This is a genomic window from Streptomyces sp. Inha503, from assembly GCF_047215865.1.
GTDB lineage: Bacteria > Actinomycetota > Actinomycetes > Streptomycetales > Streptomycetaceae > Streptomyces > Streptomyces lycopersici.
The window spans coordinates 8,176,744-8,196,941 of sequence record NZ_CP178360.1 but is presented as its reverse complement, the minus strand read 5'-3'; the positions used below and the strand labels follow the sequence as shown (position 1 = coordinate 8,196,941).

15 protein-coding genes are annotated in these 20,198 nt (G+C 71.5%); 10 read left to right on the top strand and 5 right to left on the bottom strand.

Annotated elements, in window-relative coordinates; all coding sequences use genetic code 11:
* Nucleotides 1-27 precede the first annotated feature (27 nt).
* Nucleotides 28-3,126 carry an AfsR/SARP family transcriptional regulator gene (locus ACJX2R_RS34900; protein ID WP_413103354.1) on the bottom strand — a complete coding sequence of 1,033 codons (3,099 nt, stop codon included), beginning with the start codon at nucleotides 3,124-3,126 and terminating at the stop codon, nucleotides 28-30.
* A 284-nt stretch (nucleotides 3,127-3,410) separates the two neighbouring features.
* On the opposite strand from ACJX2R_RS34900, the gene ACJX2R_RS34895 reads away from it, so the two are divergent.
* Nucleotides 3,411-3,605 carry a hypothetical protein gene (locus ACJX2R_RS34895; RefSeq protein ID WP_262701634.1) on the top strand — a complete coding sequence of 65 codons (195 nt, stop codon included), beginning with the start codon at nucleotides 3,411-3,413 and terminating at the stop codon, nucleotides 3,603-3,605.
* A 202-nt stretch (nucleotides 3,606-3,807) separates the two neighbouring features.
* On the opposite strand, the gene ACJX2R_RS34890 is transcribed toward ACJX2R_RS34895, so the two are convergent.
* The gene (locus ACJX2R_RS34890) at nucleotides 3,808-5,247 is read right to left on the bottom strand and encodes a cation:dicarboxylate symporter family transporter (RefSeq protein ID WP_413103353.1); all 1,440 of its coding nucleotides are present in this window, start codon (nucleotides 5,245-5,247) and stop codon (nucleotides 3,808-3,810) included.
* A 163-nt stretch (nucleotides 5,248-5,410) separates the two neighbouring features.
* Between ACJX2R_RS34890 and ACJX2R_RS34885 the strand changes: the two genes are divergently transcribed.
* From ACJX2R_RS34885 to ACJX2R_RS34870, 4 genes are all read left to right on the top strand, one after another.
* Nucleotides 5,411-7,033: an ATP-binding protein gene (locus tag ACJX2R_RS34885; RefSeq protein WP_413103352.1), complete on the top strand. Its 1,623-nt coding sequence runs from the start codon at nucleotides 5,411-5,413 to the stop codon at nucleotides 7,031-7,033.
* Nucleotides 7,034-7,218: 185 nt separating this feature from the next.
* On the top strand, nucleotides 7,219-7,929 hold the full coding sequence (locus tag ACJX2R_RS34880) for a response regulator (RefSeq protein WP_138917617.1): 711 nt from the start codon (nucleotides 7,219-7,221) through the stop codon (nucleotides 7,927-7,929).
* Nucleotides 7,930-8,127: 198 nt separating this feature from the next.
* Entirely contained in the window at nucleotides 8,128-9,231 is a 1,104-nt protein-coding gene (locus tag ACJX2R_RS34875; RefSeq protein WP_413103351.1) for a TDT family transporter, read from the top strand.
* A complete protein-coding gene (locus ACJX2R_RS34870) occupies nucleotides 9,231-12,050 on the top strand; it encodes a multifunctional oxoglutarate decarboxylase/oxoglutarate dehydrogenase thiamine pyrophosphate-binding subunit/dihydrolipoyllysine-residue succinyltransferase subunit (RefSeq protein WP_413103350.1) in 2,820 nt (939 codons plus the stop codon). Before ACJX2R_RS34875 ends, ACJX2R_RS34870 begins: the two co-directional genes overlap by 1 nt.
* Nucleotides 12,051-12,126: 76 nt before the next feature.
* Here the strand turns inward: ACJX2R_RS34870 and ACJX2R_RS34865 are convergent, their stop codons facing one another.
* Nucleotides 12,127-13,146, bottom strand: coding sequence for a GlxA family transcriptional regulator (locus ACJX2R_RS34865; RefSeq protein ID WP_413103349.1), 1,020 nt, complete (start codon nucleotides 13,144-13,146; stop codon nucleotides 12,127-12,129).
* A gap of 211 nt (nucleotides 13,147-13,357) precedes the next feature.
* On the opposite strand from ACJX2R_RS34865, the gene ACJX2R_RS34860 reads away from it, so the two are divergent.
* From ACJX2R_RS34860 to ACJX2R_RS34850, 3 genes are all read left to right on the top strand, one after another.
* Nucleotides 13,358-14,368: a chitinase gene (locus ACJX2R_RS34860; protein ID WP_413103348.1), complete on the top strand. Its 1,011-nt coding sequence runs from the start codon at nucleotides 13,358-13,360 to the stop codon at nucleotides 14,366-14,368.
* Nucleotides 14,369-14,500: 132 nt separating this feature from the next.
* Nucleotides 14,501-15,877, top strand: a complete 1,377-nt coding sequence (locus tag ACJX2R_RS34855) for an ABC transporter substrate-binding protein (protein ID WP_413103347.1) — start codon at nucleotides 14,501-14,503, stop codon at nucleotides 15,875-15,877.
* Nucleotides 15,878-15,890: 13 nt separating this feature from the next.
* The gene (locus ACJX2R_RS34850; protein ID WP_262701627.1) at nucleotides 15,891-16,808 is read left to right on the top strand and encodes a carbohydrate ABC transporter permease; all 918 of its coding nucleotides are present in this window, start codon (nucleotides 15,891-15,893) and stop codon (nucleotides 16,806-16,808) included.
* On the opposite strand, the gene ACJX2R_RS34845 is transcribed toward ACJX2R_RS34850, so the two are convergent.
* Both ACJX2R_RS34845 and ACJX2R_RS34840 read right to left on the bottom strand, forming a co-directional pair.
* The gene (locus ACJX2R_RS34845) at nucleotides 16,702-17,442 is read right to left on the bottom strand and encodes a DedA family protein (protein WP_413103346.1); all 741 of its coding nucleotides are present in this window, start codon (nucleotides 17,440-17,442) and stop codon (nucleotides 16,702-16,704) included. The genes ACJX2R_RS34850 and ACJX2R_RS34845 overlap by 107 nt on opposite strands.
* A complete protein-coding gene (locus ACJX2R_RS34840; RefSeq protein WP_413103345.1) occupies nucleotides 17,439-18,188 on the bottom strand; it encodes a class I SAM-dependent methyltransferase in 750 nt (249 codons plus the stop codon). The genes ACJX2R_RS34845 and ACJX2R_RS34840 overlap by 4 nt, the downstream gene beginning before the upstream one ends.
* Before the next feature lie 132 nt (nucleotides 18,189-18,320).
* On the opposite strand from ACJX2R_RS34840, the gene ACJX2R_RS34835 reads away from it, so the two are divergent.
* Nucleotides 18,321-19,463, top strand: coding sequence for a sensor histidine kinase (locus ACJX2R_RS34835; RefSeq protein WP_413103344.1), 1,143 nt, complete (start codon nucleotides 18,321-18,323; stop codon nucleotides 19,461-19,463).
* Complete coding sequence (locus tag ACJX2R_RS34830) at nucleotides 19,460-20,107, top strand: response regulator (RefSeq protein ID WP_413103343.1); 648 nt, start codon at nucleotides 19,460-19,462, stop codon at nucleotides 20,105-20,107. Before ACJX2R_RS34835 ends, ACJX2R_RS34830 begins: the two co-directional genes overlap by 4 nt.
* Nucleotides 20,108-20,198: the final 91 nt, after the last annotated feature.

Below are 20,198 nucleotides of genomic sequence, written 5' to 3'. Positions count from 1 at the left end.
CGCCCTGCCGCACGGCCTTGCGTCCCGTCAGCCGTCGGCCCCGCCCAGCCCGGTGAGGCCGTCCCGGACCCGGTGGGCGTCGGGGTGGCCGAGGGAGTCGAACCGGGTCAGGGCCCGCTGCCAGCTGCGGCGGGCCCCGGCCCGGTCCCCGGCGGCGAGCTGGGCGCTGCCGAGCCGGTGCAGGGACTCCGCCTCCCGGACCCGCTCGCCCCGGCCGCGCCGCAGGTCCACCGCGTGCCGGTAGCAGCTGATGGCCTGCTGGTGGTCGCCGACGTGGCTGTGGGCGTAGCCGAGGCTGTCCCAGGCGGCGGACTCCCCGCGTCTGTCCCCCGCCTGCCGCAGCATGGTCAGCGCCTTCTCGCAGTGGACGAGGGTCTGCTGGAAGTCGCCCAGCATGGCGTACGCCCAGCCGACGTTGTTCAGGGCGTACGCCTCGCCGCTGCGGTGACCCGCCGCCCGGTACAGCTTCAGGGCGCGCAGCGCGTGGTGCAGCCCCTCGTCATGGCGCCCCTCCCGCTCACTGGCGAGGTTGAGCGCGCCGTGGGCCAGGGCCTGGCCGACGGCGTTGCCGGTCTCGCCGTACAGGTTCAGGGCGCGCACCAGATGGCCGCGGGCCCGGTCGTAGCGCCCCATCCGCAGATCGGCCAGGCCCAGGGCATAGCAGGAGTGGGCCTGACCGGCGAGGTCACGGATGCGGTGGGCCGAGCCCAGGGCGATCCGGTGCACGGTGCGCTGGTCGTGCCAGTGGCCCCGCTGGTCCAGAAACTCCGTGAGCGACCAGGCCAGTTGCCAGGTGTGGGTCTCGAATCCGGCCTCCGCGGCCTCCTGGAGGGCCGCCATCAGCGCCGGATAGGTGACGATGAACCAGAGCAGCGCCTGGCCGTGCCCCGCGAACTCGCCGACGCTGACACCGGGCCGGACCGGCTCGACCGTGATCGGCTCCCGGTGCGGGGTGAAGGCCTTCCCGGCGGCCACGGCGGTGTGCAGATAGTGGTCGAGCATCCGGTGCAGCGCGGTGCGGCGCTCCTCCCGCGCGTCGTACGCCTGGGTGAGCTCCATGGCGTAGGCGCGCAGCAGATCGTGGAAGCCGTACTGACCGGGGGCGCGCTCGGTGATCAGATGCGCCCGGGTCAGCTGGATCAGCAGCCGGCGGGCCTGCGGCACCGGGATGCCCACCAGGCTGGCGGCCGCGGGGGCCGCGATGTCGGGGCCCGGGTGCACGCCCAGCAGCCGGAACAGCCGGGCGGCGTCGGCGCCCAGGGTGTGGTACGACCAGGAGAAGACGGCCCGGACATCGGTGGTGGCGTCCCCGCCCTCGAACGCGTCGAGGCTGCCGCGGGCGTCGCGCAGCTCCCCGGCCAGCGCCTCCAGGGAGAAGCGGGGGTGGGTGGCGGCGCGGGCGGCCACGATGGCGAGCGCGAGCGGCAGCCCGGCGCACACCGTGATGACCTCCTCCACGGCCTCGGGTTCGGCGGCCACCCGCTCGCCGCCCACCCGGCTGATCAGCAGTTCGCGCGACTCGTCGCGGTCGAGCAGATCCAGCGGCAGCGGCTGGGCCTGCTCGGCGACGACCAGGCTGGTGAGCTCGTTACGGCTGGTCAGCACCACCAGACAGCCGGGGGAGCCGGGCAGCAGGGGCCGCACCTGCTCGGCGTCCCGGGCGTTGTCGAGCAGGATCAGCATCCGGCGGTCGGCCAGCAGGCTCCGGTACAGCGCGGTCTGCGCCTCCAGGGTCGCGGGGATCCGGTGGGCGGGCACCTGGAAGGCGTCCAGGAAGCCCCGTACGGCCTCGGCGGCGGTCATGGCCGAGTCGGTGGGGCCGAAGCCGCGCAGATTCACATAGAGCTGGCCGTCGGGAAACCGGTCGCGGACGCGGTGGGCCCAGTGCACCGCGAGGGTCGTCTTGCCGAGGCCGCCGCTGCCCGCGATCACGGTGATCCTCGCGGCCGTGGACGCCCGTCCCCCGCCGCCGCCGTCGCCCTCGCCTGTGCCCGTGCTTGCGGGCAGCAGGGCGTCCAGCCCGGCCAGTTCGCGCTCACGGCCGGTGAAGTGGGCGACTTCGGAGGGGAGTTGCTGGGGCACGGCGGTGACGACGGTGATCTGCTCGGGGGCGGTGGCGGGCATGCCCGAGGGCTCGGCGGCGGGTTCGGCGGCGAGCTCGGGGGCCTCGTCGGCGGCCGGGGCGCCCTCCGGGGCGGGCGCGGGGGCCGGGGCGGGCGGCGCGTCGGGCGGCGCCGGCGCCACGGGAGCGCTCCCGTACGCGCCGGACGGCCCGGAGCCGTCCACGGAACGGCCGTCCCTGCCGTCTTGGCTGTCCCGCCCGTCCCGACTGTCCCGGCTATCCCATCCGTCCCGGCTGTCTCTCCCGTCCCGGCTGTCCTCGAGAGCCTGCCGGTGGAGCCTTTGCAGCTCGTCGCCGGGCTCGATGCCCAGCTCCTCCACGTACCTCCGGCGGGTGGAGCGGAACAGCGCGAGCGCGTCGGCCCGCCTGCCACAGCGCCGTAGCGCCTCCATCAGCAGCGCCACCGAGCGTTCCCGCAAGGGGTGTTCGGCCACCAGGGCGGACAGCTCGGCGGCGGCCTCGTGGTGGCGTCCGGAACGCAGATCGATCGCGGCGCACTCCTCGACCGCCGCACGCCGCTCCTCCTCCAGACCGGCGCCCAGGGTCTCGGGCAGCCAGCCGCCCGCGACATCCGCCAGCGCGGGCCCGCGCCACAGCTGGAGCGCGGCGCGCAGCAGTTCCCCGGCCCGGGCCTCGGCGGCCACGGCGGCCTCGGGCTCCCCGGTGGCCCCGGCGTCCTTCGGAGCCTCCCGCGCGGCCCGCACCAGATCGCGGAACCGGTGCAGATCGACCTGCTCACGCGCGACGGTGAGGGAATAGCCCTTCGCCGACGTCGTCAACTCGGCCCCGGGCAGAGCGGACAGGATGCGACGCAGCTTGGAAATCTGTACCTGTACGGCGTTTCGCGCGGACCCCGGCGGATCCTCGCCCCATACTGCCAACACCAGCCTGTCGACGGACACCACGCGGCCGGAGGCCATCAGCAGCATCGCCAGAACGGACCGCTGTTGTGCGGCGGTCGGCCCCAGCAGACGCTCGCCCTGCCATATTCCGACCGGTCCCAACAGGCGAAACTCGGTCCCATCCACACACTGCCCCCGTTGGTACCAGAGATTTCACTGTGACCACTTGGAAGCCTACCCACGGGTTCGGGTCAGCGAGGCATCAGCGGGATATCAGCGGCTCGTAGCACCCTACGAGTGTTCGAGGGCCCCACGGGCACCAGAAGCTCTCCCCGGTCACCGCTGACGGCGGCGACCGGACCGGAACTCTCCGGTCTCCGGGCCGGGCCCTCTTTCCGACGACGAACGGGGGACGGTATGGCAGTGAGGTGCCGAGGAGGCGGCTCATGACCACCGCGGAAGGAACACGGAGCACACCACGGATCGGCGAACTCGTCTACGACCTCGAACGCGGGGCCATGGGCCGGGTCGCCTACGTGGACACCGGCGGGAACATCGCCTGGGTCAAGCCCCTGGGCGAGGGCCCCGAGTGGACGGCCCTGCCGGAACAACTGCGCCGCGCGCCGGACGGCGAGCGGTAGGGCGCCTTCGGCGCCGAGGACCAGCCGAGCACCGCCAAGTACCCATTGGCGGCCGGGTCAATGCCGGCGTCTCGCGTCTTCCAACGGGGGGAAGACGCGGGACGCCATTCGCCGTGTCCACCACGCCATGCGCCCCGGGCCCGTGCAACGCGCACGGCCCTGCCCCGATTCAGGAGGGCAGGGCCGCGTTGCGCGTGGGGTGTCAGGCGTTCACGTGCTCCTTCGCCGTGTCACCGTCACGCCGCTCGGGAAGGGACTTGCCCTCGGCCGCCTCGGAGTCGTCCGCGGCCGGGCCGTGGCCGCCACCGCTGCGGGCGAAGCCCTCCGCGTCGAACGGCAGCCGTCCGGCGAGGACTTCGTTCATCCGCTCCTTGTCGATCTCCTTGGTCCAGGTGCCGACCAGGACGGTCGCGACCGCGTTGCCCGCGAAGTTGGTGAGGGCGCGGGCCTCGCTCATGAAGCGGTCGATGCCGACGATCAGGCCGACGCCGTCCACGAGTTCGGGCCGGTGCGACTGGAGACCGCCCGCCAGCGTCGCCATGCCCGCGCCGGTCACACCGGCGGCGCCCTTCGACGCGACGATCATGAAGACGAGGAGGGATATCTGCTGGCCTATGGAGAGCGGGTCGCCCATGGCCTCGGCGATGAACAGCGAGGCCATCGTCAGGTAGATGGCGGTGCCGTCCAGGTTGAAGGAGTAGCCCGTGGGGACGGTGATACCGGCGACCGGCCTGCTGACGCCCGCGTGCTCCATCTTCGCGATCAGCAGCGGCAGCGCCGACTCGGAGGAGGACGTCGACAGGATCAGCAGGAACTCCCGCGCCAGGTACTTCAGCAGCAGGAAGATGTTGATGCCCGCGACCAGCCGCAGGATCGTCCCGAGGACGAGGAACACGAAGAGCGCACAGGTCACATAGAAGCCGATCATGATGACCGCGAGCGCCTTGAGCGCGTCCAGACCGGTCTCGCCGACCACGGCGGCGATCGCGCCGAAGGCACCGACCGGGGCGGCCCACATGACCATCGACAGCAGCTTGAAGACGAGCTGCTGTATGTGGCCTATGCCGCGCAGCACCGGGTCGCCCGCCTTGCCCATCGCCTGGAGGGCGAAGCCCGTGAGGAGGGCCACGAACAGGGTCTGTAGCACCTGCTCCTGGGAGAAGGCGGAGACCAGCGTCGTCGGGATGATCCCGAGCAGGAAGTCCGCCATCGACTCGGAGGCGCCGTCGGCCTGGCTCTGCCCGGCCTGGGCCGCCTCATGGCTCATGTGCAGGCCGCTGCCGGGGTCGAGGAAGTTGCCGACCACCAGGCCGATGGCGAGGGCCACGGTCGACATCACCATGAAGTAGCCGAGCGCGAGACCGCCGACCGCGCCGACCTTGGCCGCCTTGCGCACCGAGCCGACGCCGAGCACGATCGTGCAGAAGATGATCGGCGAGATCAGCATCTTGATGAGGTTGACGAAGCCTTCGCCGATGGGCTTGAGCTCCACCGCGGTATCGGGGGCCACGAAGCCCACGAGGATGCCGAGCGCCACCGCGCCGATGACGGCGAGGTAGAGGTAGTGAATCCTTTCCTTCTTCGGCTTCGTCCCATCCGGTTCCGTACGCCCGGATGCGGGCGGCGTGGTGTCCGCAGCCACGGTGCTGCCTCCTTCTGTTCTGCCGTCCAACTGTCCCGGCGCTGTACTGTGTGCGGCTCGCACACCGCCTTGAACGGTCCCGGCGACTATGCCCCAGCCTGTGATGGGGGTCACCCTTCCGTTCATTTCGTTCACGCAAAGATGCGTGTGCAGACTGATGGCCATGCGCATCCCCCACCCCCGCAGCCTGGCGGGCCAGCTGTTCGCGATGCAGGTCGTGCTGGTCGCCGCCCTGGTGGCCGGGTGCGCCGTCTTCGCCTACGTCACCGACCGCGAGCAGGCGGTGGTGGCCGCGCGGCAGCGGGCGACCGCCGCCGCGGTGGCCGTCGCCGACTCCCCCTCGGTCGCCGAGGCCGCGCGGTCCAAGGACCCCACGGCCCGGCTCCAGCCGTACGCGGAGAAGGTGCGCCGGGACACCGGCGTCACCTTCGTCACGATCATGGATACCCACGGGGTGCGCTGGGCGCACCCCGATCCGCGCCAGATCGGCGCCACCTATCTCGGCCACATCAAGCCCGCGCTGCGCGGGCGGATCTTCGACGAGACCTACACCGGCACGCTCGGCTCCTCCGTGCGCGTGGTCGCCCCGGTGCGCGACGCCCGCGCCGGCGGCCGGATCACCGCCCTGGTCAGCGCCGGGATAACCGTGGACACCATCAGCGCCCAGGTGCGCCGCCAGCTGCTCGCGCTGCTCGCCGTGGCGGCGGCGGCGCTCGCGCTGGGCGGCCTGTGCGCGTATGTGATCAACGCCCGGCTGCGCCGCCATACGCACGGGATGAACGCGGCCGAGCTGAGCCGGATGCACGATTACCACCAGGCCGCGCTGCACGCCGTGCGCGAGGGGCTGCTGATGCTCGACGGCCAGCGGCGGATCGCGCTGATCAACGACGGCGGGCGGGAGCTGCTCGGCCTGCCCGAGGACTCCGTCGGCCGCTACGTCTCCGGCCTGGGCCTGCCACCCGCGCTGACCGGCGCCCTGCTGGCCACCGAGCCGCGCGTGGACGAGCTGCATCTGACCGCGGAGCGGGTCGTGGTCGTCAACACCTCCCCGGTGAGCAGCGGTGAGCAGCGCGGCACCGTCGTCACGCTGCGCGACCACACCGAGCTCCAGGCGCTCTCCGGCGAGCTGGACTCGGTGCGCGGCTTCGCGGAGGCGCTGCGCTCCCAGGCCCATGAGGCCGCGAATCGGCTGCACGCCGTCGTCTCGCTGATCGAACTGGGCCGGGAGGACGAGGCGGTCGACTTCGCCACCGCCGAGCTGGAGCTGGCCCAGGCGCTGACCGACCAGGTGGTGGCGGCCGTCGCCGAGCCCGTCCTGGCCGCCCTGCTGCTGGGCAAGGCGGCCCAGGCCAGTGAGCGCGGCGTCGAGCTGGTCCTGGCCCCCGACAGCCGTATCGACGACGGCGTCCTCCCGCCCGGCCTGCCCGCCCGCGACCTGGTGACCATCCTCGGCAACCTCATCGACAACGCCACGGACGCGGCCGCGGAGGGCGTCGGCAACGAGGCGGCCCCGCGCAGCGCCCGCGTGACGGTCACCGCCCGCACGGACGCCGGTGAGCTGACCCTGCGCGTGTCGGACACCGGCGCCGGGCTCGACCCGGGGGCGGCCGAGGAGGTCTTCCGCCGCGGCTGGAGCACGAAGTCCCCGGGCCGCGGCATCGGCCTGGCCCTGGTCCAGCAGGCCGCCCGCCGCAACGCGGGCACGGTCGAGGTCACCACCTCCCCGGACGGCGGCGCCGAATTCACCGCCCGCCTCCCCCTGACGACCCCGGCCGCCACGCCTTGAGCCCGCCGTCAGCGGCCATATCCGGCCGTCCGGGAGCGGGGGTCCGGGGGCGGAGGCCCCGGGAGACAGGGCGTAGGGGAATCGTCACCGTAGGGATCTGGCCACTTGCGGTTACCCTCCGTAAATTGGAGCCCTGAGCTTCCGTGTACACCGCGTTTCGACCGCGTTTCGAGAGGAATCCGTTCATGAGCCCGCCGCAGGCGAGACCGGGGGATCCGGCGCCGATCCGGGTTCTCGTCGTCGAAGACGACCCCGTCGCGGCGGACGCGCACCGGATGTACGTCGAGCGCGTTCCCGGCTTCGCCGTCGTCGGGGCGGCGCGCAGCGGCGGGGACGCGCAGCGGCTGCTGGAGCGGACGCCCGCCGACCTCCTGCTGCTGGACCTCTACCTCCCCGACGGGCACGGCCTCCAGCTCGTACGGGCGCTGCGCGCGGCCGGGAACGGGGCGGATGTGATCGCGGTCACCTCGGCCCGGGACCTCGCGGTGGTCCGCGACGGAGTCTCCCTCGGGGTCGTGCAGTACGTGCTGAAACCGTTCACCTTCTCCACCCTCCGGGACCGCCTCCTCCGGTACGCCGAGTTCCGCGCGACCGCGGGCGAGGCCAGCGGACAGGACGAGGTGGACCGCGCGCTGGCCGCGCTGCGGGCGCCGCAGCCCGCCGCGATGCCGAAGGGGCTGACCCAGGCCACCCTGCACGCCGTCACGGAGGCGCTGCGCGGCGCGGAGGAGGAGGGCATCTCGGCCGCGGCCACCGCCGAGACCGTGGGGATCTCCCGGATCACCGCCCGCCGCTATCTGGAGCACCTGGTGGAGGCGGGGCGCGCCGCCCGCGCCCCGCACTACGGGCAGATCGGACGGCCCGAGCTGCTGTACCGCTGGCTCAGCGAGCACTAGCGGGCGACTGGCCGTGCCGCCTGCGGCGGGCTGTTCCCCTCCCCGCCCCTTCCCACAACTGGGGCTCCGCCCCAGACCCCGGGGTCCAGCCGCGGCGGAGCCGCCGGCCGCTGGGGCGGTCGCTCGATGTCTGCCATGCCGCGCTTACATCAGGACATCCACGACAGTGCCGCCTTGATCCACGCCTACGTTTGCGGAATGAATTGTTCCCCGTGCGTCGACACTCTGGCGCCCACGGCACCCAGCAAGAGGCGTCCGCTCCTCGGCCCCAGTTGGTTCGCGGCCGTGATGGGTACCGGCATCGTCGCCAATGCGGCGGTCACCCTGCCGCGCAACTCCCCCATGCTGCGCACCGCCGCCACGGCGGTCTGGCTGGGTGCCGCGCTCCTGCTGGTCCTGCTGGCCGTCGGCTACCTCCGGCAGCGGGCGCTGCGGTCGCACGCCGGGGATCCGGTGACCGCCCAGTTCTTCGGCGCGCCGCCGATGGCGCTGCTCACGGTGGGTTCCGGGGCGCTGCTGCTCGGCCGCCCGCTGACCGGGACCGGGACGGCGCTGGGCGTGGCCTGGGTGCTGTGGTCGCTCGGTACCGTGCTCGGTCTCGTCACGGCCTGCACGGTGCCCTATCTGATGGTCACCCGGCACCGCTTCACACCGGACGCGGCGTTCGGGGGCTGGCTGATGCCGGTGGTGCCGCCGATGGTCTCGGCCGCGACGGGCGCGCTGCTCGTCCCTCACGCTCCGGCGGGGCAGCCGCGGCTCGCCCTGCTGCTGGGCTGCTACGCGATGCTCGGACTCGGCCTGGTCGCGGCGCTGCTGGTACTGGCCATGATTTACGGCCGTCTGGTGCACCATGAGGCACCCACCGGAACGGTGGTGCCCACGGTGTGGATCGGGGTGGGGGCGCTGGGCCAGTCGGTGACGGCACTCGGCGCGCTGGCCGCGGCGGCACCGAGCACGCTGCCCGCGCCCTACGTGCGCGGCACCGAGGTGTTCGCGCTGCTGGGCGGGATCGTGGTGTGGGGCTTCGCCATGCTGTGGGCGGCGCTGGCCACGGGACTGACCGTGCGGACGATCCGGGCCGGGCTGCCGTTCGCGCCCACGTGGTGGTCCTTCATCTTCCCGGTCGGCGCCTGTGTGACGGCAACCAGTGCCCTCGCGGCACGGACCGGTTCGGAGATGTTCGTCTGGCTCGCCGTGGCGTTCTATGGGCTGCTCGTCATCGCCTGGGTGGTGGTGACCGGCCACTCCCTGCGCCATGCCGCCCGGCACCTCCTGCTCGACCCGGCAAGCGGCATGTCCTGATGTGCCGCCTCTATGGCACATTTACATGCCTTTCTCATCTTTCCTGCTGCTTTAGCGTGGATGGCATGACACAGTCGCATGAGCTGGAATTCGGCCTCAACGAATGGCTTGTCGAGGAGCAGCACGAGCGGTATCTCCATGACCCGGGCTCGGTCGACCAGGCGTGGCGGGACCTCTTCACCTCCTCCGCCCCGGCGACGGACCAAGGGCGTCACGACTCCGGCACGGTGAGTGACCATGCGGTGAAGGCGGTCCGCGTCGCGGCGCTCATCCACGCGTATCGCGTGCGCGGACATCTGATGGCCGACACCGATCCGCTCACGGCGGAGCGCAGGGGCCCGCACCCGGAGCTCGACATCATGGCGTTCGGACTCGACGACGAGGACCTGGAGCGGACGTTCGTGGTCGACGGCTTCGCCGGGCAGGTCACCATGTCCCTTCGCGACGTTCTGCGGGTCCTGCGGGAGTCCTACTGCCGGAGCGTCGGCACCCAGTACATGCACATCCAGAGCGCCGAAGAACGTCGCTGGGTCCAGCGGCGGATCGAAACGCCGCACCCCGGGGCTGACCGCGCGGAACAATTGCAGATCCTCTACCGGCTGGGCGCGGCGGAGGCCCTGGAGACGTTCCTGCACACCAAATACGTGGGCCAGAAACGGTATTCGCTCGAAGGCGGCGAGTCCGCGATCGTGCTGCTGGACGCCCTGCTGCACCGCTCCATCAAGACCGGGGTGAGGGAAGCCGTCATCGGTATGGCACACCGCGGCCGGCTCAATGTGCTCGCCAACATCGTCGGCAAGTCCTATGCGGAGATATTCCACGAGTTCGACGACGCGGTGGACATCCGGTCGGTCCAGGGGTCCGGGGATGTGAAGTACCACCTCGGTGCTGAGGGGACCTATCGCGCCCTGAACGGCGGCACCATCGCCGTCTCCGTCGTGGCGAACCCCTCGCATCTGGAGATCGTGGGGCCGGTGGCCCAGGGAGTGGTCCGCGCCAAGCAGGAGGTGGCCGCGGACGGTGCCGGCACCTTCCCCGTGCTGCCGATCGTCGTCCACGGGGATGCCGCGTTCGCCGGACAGGGTGTGGTCGGCGAGACGCTGAACATGTCCCAGCTGCCCGGCTACCGCACCGGGGGGACGGTCCACATCGTCATCAACAACCAGCTCGGCTTCACGACCTCACCCGCCTACGGCCGTACGAGCGGCTACGCAACCGACGCGGCACGGACCATCGAAGCCCCGATCTTCCACGTCAACGGAGACGACCCCGAGGCCGTCGTCCGTATCGCACGGCTGGCCTTCGACTACCGGCAGGCGTTCCACAAGGACGTGGTCATCGATCTGATCTGCTATCGGCGCCACGGCCACAGCGAGGTCGATGATCCATCCATCACCCAGCCGGCGATGTATGACCGCATCGTCGCCAGACCTTCGGTGCGCAAGCTGTACGCCGAGGCGCTGATCCGCCGGGGAGACATCAGCGAACGGCAGGTGGAAGGCGCCCTGCGGGACTATCGGGAACGCCTCGAGCGTGCCTTCGTCGAAACCCAGGCGCTGTCGGTCCCCGGCCGCTCCCCGGCACGCGTCGTTCCCGGTGACGCCGGAGACACCGGAGACACCGGAGACACCGAGGGCGCGGCCGTCGCTCAAGCGCCCACCGCGCCCACCGCGATCACCGAGGCGACCGCCCGGCGCGTGATCGCGGCCCAGACCAGTCCGCCGCAGGACTTCACCGTGCACCCGCGCGTACTGCCGCAGCTGCGCCGACGTGCCGCGACGCTGGACGCGGGAACGATCGACTGGGCCACCGCGGAAACTCTCGCCATCGGCTCCCTGTTGCTGGACGGGGTTCCGGTACGGCTGGCCGGGCAGGACTCCCGCCGCGGCACGTTCGGGCAACGGCACGTCGTGCTCACCGACCGGCGCACCGGCGTGGAATACACACCGCTGAGCTCCCTCGGCGCACCGGCCGCGGACTTCGCGCCCTACGACTCGATGCTGTCCGAACTGGCGGCGCTGGCCTTCGAATACGGCTACTCCCTGGCGCGGCCCGACGCTCTGGTGCTGTGGGAGGCGCAGTTCGGCGACTTCGCCAACGGCGCCCAGACCGTCGTCGACGAGTACATCGCGTCATCCGAGCAGAAATGGGGGCAGCGCTCCGGGGTGACGCTGCTGCTGCCGCACGGCCTGGAGGGGCAGGGACCGGACCACTCCTCCGCCAGGGTCGAGCGGTTCCTCCAACTGTGTGCGCGGGGGAACATGAGCGTCGCCATGCCCTCCCTGCCCGGCAACTACTTCCACCTGCTCAGGCGGCAAGCGCTCGGTGAGCGCGAACGCAGAAGGCCACTGGTCGTGTTCACTCCGAAGTCGATGCTGCGGCTGAAGGCGGCCACCTCCACGCTGACGGAGCTCACCACGGGCGCGTTCCGTGCGGTCCTGCCGGACGAGACGGCCGATGCCGCCCGGACCGGGCGGGTGCTGGTGTGCTCGGGCAAGGTCTTCTACGACCTGGACGCCCACCGGCGAAGCTCGAACCCGCCGGACACCGCGATCGTCCGTGTGGAGCGTCTCTACCCGTTCCCGGAGCGGGAGCTCGGCGCGGAACTCGCCCGTTTCCCCGCCGACGCCGAGGTGCGGTGGGTGCAGGAGGAGCCGGAGAACCAAGGCGCCTGGTCCTTCGTGGGGCCGCGGGTGCGGCGGTCGGCGAACCGTCCCGTCGGATGCGTCAGCCGTCCGCCCGCACCGGCCCCGGCCGTGGGCTCCGCCCGGCGGCACGCCGCCGAGCAGAAGGATCTTGTGGCATCCGCTTTCCGCTGACCACGCGGCCCGCCACGCCACGGGAAGCTGGCCACGCGGCCCGCCACGCCATGTGAGGGGCCCCGTCGCGCCCCGACTACGGCGAGACGGCTTCGGGCGCCGAATCCTCCGCGCCCACCCCGGTCGTGCGGAAACTGGTCCGGTACGCACCGGGCGTCACCCCCAGGTGCCGTACGAACGCTCTGCGCATCGACTCCGGTGAGCCGAACCCGGTACGCCGCGCCACCACCGCCATGGCGTCGTCGCCCGTCTCCAGCAGCACCTGGGCGGCCTCCAACCGGACCTGCTCCACATACCGGGCGGGCGTGGTTCCCACCTCTTCGTCGAAGAGCCGGGTCATATGACGGACGCTGACGCCCGCCCTGCGTGCCATGGCCGGCAGTGTGTGGTTGGCCCCGGGGTTCTCGGCGACCTCGTCCAGCACCCGGCGGAGCGTCTCCCGGCGGGAGTGCGGGACCTGGGAGCGGACGCTGAACTGGGACTGGCTCCCCGGTCGTTGCATGAAGACGACCATGTCCTTGGCGACAGCCCGAGCGACCTCCGCACCGTAATGATCTTCGACGAGCGCCAGGGAGAGGTCGATACCGGCGCTGACACCCGCCGAGGTCATCATTCGCCCGTCCCGTACGAAGATGGCGTCCCGTTTGACCCGCACGGACGGAAAGCGGGAGGCCAGTTGCCGTGAGTGCCGCCAGTGCGTCGCGGCGCGACGCCCGTCCAGCAGTCCGGCCGCCGCCAGCAGAAACGCCCCCGTGCACACCGACGCCGTACAGCGGGCCTTCTCATGCAGTCGCCGGACGACGTCCAGCAGCGCGTCGTCCTTGATCAGCGTTTCCCATTCCGGACCGCCCGGGATCACCAGGACGTCGCTCGGCTCACGCAGATCGTCGACCCGCACGTCGGCGCCGAGACGGGTCCCGGCGGAGGTGATCACCTCCGCCCCGTCCCCGGACGCGATCCGCACCCGATAGCGCCCGCCGAACCCGTTCGCCGAGGCGAACACCTCGATGGGGCCGGTCACATCGAGCAGCCGCACCCCCGGGAAGACGAACACCGTCACGGTAAGCGGGCCCGTTCCAGGGCGTTTGTGGTTCATCGGATGCACGTCCCTCCTGCGGTCAGTATCCGACCGCGACCAGAACCGGGACTACGACCGGCATCCTCCCTGCTGGGAGGCGCGTCCTCCCAGTCGCCCGCGAGCCCGATAGGAAAGTTTCCTATCCGACATCTTGTCGCGGCCATGCCGCCTCGCTAGGTTCAGCCTCGCTCGACTTCCTCCCACCCCCCACCAGGAGGCTCCATCAGCCATGCCTCTTTCCAAGCCGACGCACCGCAGACTCGCCCTCGCCGCCGCCATCGGCCTGCTCGCCGCGGGCGCCACCGCGGCGGCCACCGCCCAGGCGGCGCCGCGGGCGGCGCACACCGCCGCCGCCCCCAGCGGGCTCAACGGGCCCTACCTGTACCTGGGTTGGGGCTCTCCGCCCAAGGCCACGGACGTCATGTCGGCCACCGGTATCCAGCAGTTCACGATGGCCTTCATGCTGTCCGACGGCGGCTGCAACCCCAAGTGGGACGGCTCCCGCGCGCTGACCGGCGGCAACGACCAGTCGACGATCAACTCCATCCGCTCGGCGGGCGGCGATGTCACCGTCTCCTTCGGCGGCTGGAGCGGTAACAAGCTGGGCGAGAAGTGCTCCTCCGCGTCCGCGCTCGCCGGCGCGTACCAGAAGGTCATCGACGCCTACAAGCTCAAGTCGATCGACATCGACATCGAGTCGACCGAGTTCGAGAACGCCACGGTCCGCCAGCGGGTGATCGACGCGCTCAAGACGGTCAAGCAGAAGAACAGCGGCATCAAGGTGTACGTCACCTTCGGCACCACCACGAGCGGCCCCGACTCCAACGGCAAGGACCTGGTCAAGCGCGGTGCCACCGCCGGGCTCGACGTGGACGGCTGGGCGGTCATGCCGTTCGACTTCGGCCAGGGCTCGATCGACATGGCGGCGGCCACCAAGTCCGCGGTGGACGGCCTGAAGAACACGGTGGCGAGCGCGTACGGCCTCTCCTCCGACGCCGCCTACCGCAAGGTCGGCTTCTCCTCGATGAACGGCAAGACCGACGTCGCGGGCGAGACCATATCCCTGAACAACTTCAAGGCCATGGTCTCCTACGCCAAGGGCCACCACCTGGCCCGCGTCAGCTTCTGGTCGCTCAACCGCGACCGCAAGTGCGGCTCCGGCACGGACGGGGACGCGTGCAGCGGTATCGACCAGGGCACGTACGACTTCACCAAGGCGCTCACGGGCTACAACGGCTGACCCCGAACCGAGCCCCATCCGCCGGGCGGCGTTCGATCAAGTGACCATCCAGGTCACGGGGATTGACCTTCCGTTGAAGCCGACCTTACGGTCAGCCCGCAGCCCACAGAGGCCAGCAAGGAGGTCGTGCCCGTGCGCCCCACCGCCCCACTGATCCTCGCCGCCACCCTCGCCGCCACCGCCGGACTCACATCCTGCGGTGGCGGTTCGGGCAGCGACCCGGACACCGTCAAGGTCGCCTACAACCGCTCCACCGACAACAAGATCCGCTTCAAGGACAACCATCTGGCCGAGGTCAAGAAGCAGTTCGAGAAGGCCAACCCCGGCAAGAAGGTCAAGCTGATCCCGATCCAGGCGCAGGACAACGACTACGCCACCAAGGTCCAGCAGATGATGCGGTCCCCGAAGACCGCCCCGGACCTGGTCTACGAGGACACCTTCCGGATCAACTCCGACATCAAGGCGGGCTATCTGCGCCCCCTCGACGACTATCTGGCCAAGTGGAAGACCTGGGACCAGTTCGTCGACACCGCGAAGGCCGCGGCCAAGGCCGAGGACGGCAAGACGTACGGCGTCCCGGACGGCACCGACACCCGCGGTCTGTGGTTCAACAAGAAGATCTTCGCCAAGGCCGGGCTGCCCGCCGACTGGTCCCCCAAGAACTGGAACGAGATCCTCGAGGCGGCGCGCACGATCAAGAAGAAGGTCCCCGGCGTCACCCCGCTCAACGTCTACACCGGCAAGGCCCCGGGCGAGACCTCCGTGATGCAGGGGTTCGAGATGCTGCTGTACGGCACGGGCGAGGCGGGCGGGAACCCGCTCTACGACCCCGGCGCCAAGAAGTGGGTCACCGGCGGCAAGGGGTTCAGCGACGCCCTCGCCTTCCTCAAGACCGTCTACTCCCAGAAGCTGGGCCCGGACATCTCCGACGCCCTCGACCCCAACGTGGGCACCACCGTCTACAGCGAATGGCTGCCCCAGGGCAAGCTGGCCATCGCACTCGACGGCTCCTGGCTCGGCCAGAACTGGCTGAAGACCGGCGGCAAGCCGTGGCCCGAGTGGTCCAAGACCCTCGGCCAGGCTCCGATGCCCACACAGCACGGCCAGGCGCCCGGCAAGGTCAGCATGTCCGGCGGCTGGACGTGGGCGATCACCGCGAAGTCCAAGAACCCGGATCTGGCCTGGAAGTTCATCGAGCAGCTCCAGACCAAGGACAACGCGGTCACCTGGGACATCGTCGACGCGCAGATCGCGGTCCGTAAGGACGTCGCGCAGGACCCGAAGTACACCTCGTCCATGCCCGGGATCACCTTCTTCACGGGCCTGGTGAAGAACACCCACTACCGCCCCACCACCCCCGTCTATCCGCAGGTCTCCACGGCGATCGGCGAGGCGATGGAGGCGGCGACCACGGGTGACTCCTCACCGGAGAAGGCCGCGAAGTCCTACGACGACCAGCTGAAGTCCATCACCGACGGCGCCACGGTGGCGGCGGGCGGCCAGGGCTGAGGGCCGCCCCCCGATGGCAACCGCGACCAAGGTGGCGGCGGCCCCGACGGAGACCCCGGCCCGGCCGGGCCCCCGTCGCGGCCGCCCCCTGCGCTGGCTTCCGCTCGCCCCCGCCACCGTCATGCTGCTGCTCTTCCTCGGTGGCCCGATCGCCTACTGCGTCTATATCGCCTTCACCAATATGCAGCTCACGGGCGCGTCCTCCACGGACTTCGTGGGCCTGGACAACTTCCAGCGCGCCTTCGGCGACGACGACTTCCGTAACGCGGTCGTCCTCACCCTCGTCTTCACGCTGCTCTCCTCCCTCGTCGGCCAGAACACCCTCGGCCTGGCCCTGGCCGCCCTGATGCAGCGCGCCTCCCGGCCGGTGCGCACGCTCACCGGCTCGATCGTCATCGCGGCCTGGGTCGTCCCCGAGATTGTGGCGGGCTTCCTGCTGTACGCGTTCTTCCGCCGCGAGGGCACGCTCAACGCCCTGCTGGACTGGCTGGGCCTGCCGTCCCAGAACTGGCTCTACACCCTGCCCATCCTCGCCGTCTCGTTCGCCAACGTCTGGCGCGGCACGGCCTTCTCGATGCTCGTCTACTCCGCCGCGCTGTCCGAGATCCCCAAGGAGATCACCGAGGCGGCGGAGGTCGACGGCGCCGGCGGCCTCGGCCGCTTCTGGCACATCACCCTGCCGATGATCCGCCGCTCCATCGGCACCAATCTGATGCTGAACACCCTCCAGACGCTGTCGGTGTTCGGCCTCATCTGGGCCATGACCCGAGGCGGCCCGGGAAACCGCAGCCAGACCCTCCCGGTCTTCATGTACGACCAGGCGTTCAACAAGTCCCTGATCGGCTACGGCACGGCGGTGGCGCTGTTGTTGCTGGTGGTGGGTGCGCTGTTCTCGGTGGTGTATCTGCGGCTGATGCGCGAGGAGGTCTGACGCGGCGGCTCGGGCCGTGTCCGCGTGCGGCCGTCCATGCCCGCGTGCGGCCGTGGACCCTCGTCCATGCCAGTACGGCCCCGGCCGCCGCCGTCGCGGCGAGGACGGGGCCGCCGAGGCTGAGGGCGCGCTGGAGGGAGGCGGCGGCCGTATATCCGGTGCCTGCCTCGGCGGTGGCCCACAGCGGCGCGGCCAGGGCGCTGTAGGGGGCGATGCGCCGGTAGGGCAGGCGTGCGGCGCCGGCGAGATGGGGCGTGAGGGTGCGCAGGATCGGCAGGAATCGGGCCAGGAAGACCGCGTGGCCCCCGTGGCGGGCCATCAGTGCCTCGGCACGCCGCCATGCGGCGGTGGGGAGGCGGCGGCCGAGGCGTCCGGTGCGCAGGCGGTCGCCGAGGGCCTTCCCGGTGCGGTGCGCGAGGAAGTCCCCCACCACCACGGCGCACGCGGCCGTCGTCACCAGCGCCGGAAGGTCCAGCCGCCCGGTGCGGGCCAGTGCGCCGGCGGTCAGCAACAGGGTGAGGGTGGGGATGAAGGCCCCGACCAGCAGGACGGATTCGGCGAGGACGGCCACGGCGACGATCGCGTAGGCACTCGCGGCGGGCACCTTGCCGAGGGCGTTGGCCAGGATGTTCACCGGTCTGCCGCTCCGATGGCGGCGGGCTGCGGACGCGGGGGCGTGGGAGCGGGCGTGGGCGTGGCGGCGGGCCGCTGGAGCCGCCACACCTCGGCGGGGGGCAGATTGGCCCACACGGTCCGGCAGCCGCCCGCGTACCGGCGCCGGTAGGCGGCCAGGACCTCTTCCGCCGCCCGGTGCCGACGGACCCGCGCACGGGACGCCAGCAGGGTGCGGGCCCGGCGGGTGCCCAGATAGGCGAAGTACGTCAGGACACCGCCCGGACGCAGCAGTTCCAGATACCGGTCCATGATCGCCTCGATGTCCCCGGGGGCGAAGTTGGCGAAGGGCAGGCCGGAGACGATCACGTCGTAGCGACGGTTCGTGTCCAACTCCTCGACGCGGGCGGTGTGGACCCGGACCCGCTCCGCGACGGCGGCATCGGCATCGGCGTGCGCGGCGGCGAGGTGGCGCAACCGGTCGGCGAAGCGCGGATTGGCCTCCACGACGTCCAGGTGGCTGCCGCGCGGCAGCCGCGGGATCAGGACGCGAGTGACGGCCCCCGTCCCGGCCCCCGCCTCCAGAATGTCCAGTGGCCGACCGGCCCGTGCGCGGACCGGTTCGGTCAGCGCACGGGCCAGCGCCGTTCCGCTGGGGGCGATGGCTCCGGTGGTGCGCATGTCGCGGGCGGCCTCGATGAGGAACATCCAGCCCTCGGCATATCGCTGCGCGAGGACACGGTCGTGCGAGGTGGTCCAGTTGTCCATGGACCCGACGCTAAGAACCGGTCCGCGCGGGTGAATCCGCCCTTGTACGACGCTCTCCCCCTACGAAAGTAGAGGGACGGCATGGAAGATCGTCGGAGGAAGGGCGACCGGCCGCGCGCCTACGATTTCGGCGTGAGCCGGAAGAAGAGCCTCCTGTGGGCCAGGTACGGGCGATACGGCCTGGTGCTGCTGCTGACAGAGGCCGCCGTCCAGAACGGCGCCGCGACCGTCGGCGGCCAGTACCTGACGGCGCGTACCGCGGCGGCGGTGGTGTGCGGGCTGGCCCTGCTCGTGCGCCGGCTTCCGTGGTTCGTCGCTCCGCTCCTGGCCACGGCCGCGACGGGGCTGGGGGGATGGCCCCTGCTGCCGCTGCTGTTGGTCGCGCTGTTCGACCTGGCCGCGCGGCGCCGCGCCGCGGTGGCCGTGGGCTGCGGCGCCGCCGCCCTGGCCGCCAACGCGGTGGCGCCGACCGCGGTCTCCCTGTGGACGCCACAGCAGTACGGCGCGAACCTGTTCCTGCTGCTGGCGGTGGTGGGCGGACTGTGGATAGGCAGCCGCCGCCGCCTGGTGCAGGGGCTCAACGCCCAGGTCGAGCACCTGCGCATCGAGCGGGAACTGCGCGAGGAGAGTGCCCGGGCCGCCGAGCGCACCCGCATCGCCGCCGAGATGCACGACGTCCTGGCCCACCGCCTGAGCCTCATCGCCCTGCACACCGGGGTCCTGGCCACCAAGGCCGACACCCTGCCCGGCCCGGTCGCCGAACGCCTCACCCTGCTGCGCACCACCTCCACCCAGGCGCTGACCGACCTGCGCGATGTCCTCGGCGCCCTGCACGACCCGCACACCACGGCCGACTCCGCGCCCGCTCCCGTCCTGCGCGACGTACGGGAACTGGTCGAACAGGCACGCACGGCCGGGCAGCAGGTCGACCTGACCGTCGAGGGGCAGCCGGAGCAGGCTCCCGCGGCGCACCGCCTGGCCGTTTACCGTCTGGTCCAGGAAGGTCTGACGAACGCCCGAAAGCACGCCTCGGGCGCCCCTGTGCGCGTCCGCCTCACCTACGGTCCGCCCGCCACGCTCGTCGAGGTCACCAACAGCCCGGGAACCGCCGCCCCGGACACGGCCCCCTCCGGCTTCGGGCTGGTCGGCCTGAGGGAGCGGGTCAGCGCCCTCGGCGGACATCTGAACACCGGCCCCCACGGCGCCGGAAGCTGGCGGCTGGCCGCCCGCATCCCCCACCCCGCACCCATCGAGCAGAACGGCCCCCGCACATGATCCGCGCCATGATCGTCGACGATGACGCCCTGGTCCGTCTGGGCCTGGCCGACCTCCTCGACACGGACGACGGCATCGAGGTCGTCGCCCAGGCGAGCGACGGCGTCGAGGCCATTGAACGGGCCACCGCCCACCGCGTGGACGTGGCGCTGGTCGACGTCCGCATGCCACGTATGGACGGCATCACCGCCACCACCGGTCTGCGGGCCCTGCCCCACCCCCCGAAAGTCATCACCCTGACCACCTTCGACCTCGACGAATACGTCTACAACGCGCTCGCGGCCGGGGCCGACGGCTTCCTCCTCAAAGACACCGACCCCGCCGAGATCCTGCGCGCCGTCCACCTCGTCGCCACCGGCTCGGCCATGCTCCACCCCGCCGCGGCCCGCCGCCTCATCGACCGCTACCACCACGCCAACCGCCCCCAGGCGAATGCCGCCCGCGCCCGCCTCGAAACACTCACACCCCGTGAACGCGATGTCCTGACGCTCCTGGCCAGGGGCGATACCAACGCCGACATCGCGGCCGGCCTCGGCATGCGCGAAAGCACCGTCAAGGCCCATGTGAGCCGCGTCCTCACCGCGCTGGACGTCACCAACCGCGTCCAAGCGGCCCTCCTGGCCCGCGACGCCGGTCTCACCTGACCGAGTCCCCAGGACCCGGGTCCGGGGCGGAGGAGAAATCAGGTGACGCCTTGTCAGCCTCCGACTAACCTCGCCAGGTTGCTCTTTCGCG

Coding starts and splice junctions, on each gene's coding strand:
- ACJX2R_RS34880 (WP_138917617.1), top strand. CDS start 7,219: ATGAGCCCGCCGCAGGCGAGACCGGGGGATCCGGCGCCGATCCGGGTT.
- ACJX2R_RS34875 (WP_413103351.1), top strand. CDS start 8,128: ATGAATTGTTCCCCGTGCGTCGACACTCTGGCGCCCACGGCACCCAGC.
- ACJX2R_RS34885 (WP_413103352.1), top strand. CDS start 5,411: ATGCGCATCCCCCACCCCCGCAGCCTGGCGGGCCAGCTGTTCGCGATG.
- ACJX2R_RS34850 (WP_262701627.1), top strand. CDS start 15,891: ATGGCAACCGCGACCAAGGTGGCGGCGGCCCCGACGGAGACCCCGGCC.
- ACJX2R_RS34830 (WP_413103343.1), top strand. CDS start 19,460: ATGATCCGCGCCATGATCGTCGACGATGACGCCCTGGTCCGTCTGGGC.
- ACJX2R_RS34870 (WP_413103350.1), top strand. CDS start 9,231: ATGTGCCGCCTCTATGGCACATTTACATGCCTTTCTCATCTTTCCTGC.
- ACJX2R_RS34865 (WP_413103349.1), bottom strand. CDS start 13,146: ATGAACCACAAACGCCCTGGAACGGGCCCGCTTACCGTGACGGTGTTC.
- ACJX2R_RS34895 (WP_262701634.1), top strand. CDS start 3,411: ATGACCACCGCGGAAGGAACACGGAGCACACCACGGATCGGCGAACTC.
- ACJX2R_RS34860 (WP_413103348.1), top strand. CDS start 13,358: ATGCCTCTTTCCAAGCCGACGCACCGCAGACTCGCCCTCGCCGCCGCC.
- ACJX2R_RS34840 (WP_413103345.1), bottom strand. CDS start 18,188: ATGGACAACTGGACCACCTCGCACGACCGTGTCCTCGCGCAGCGATAT.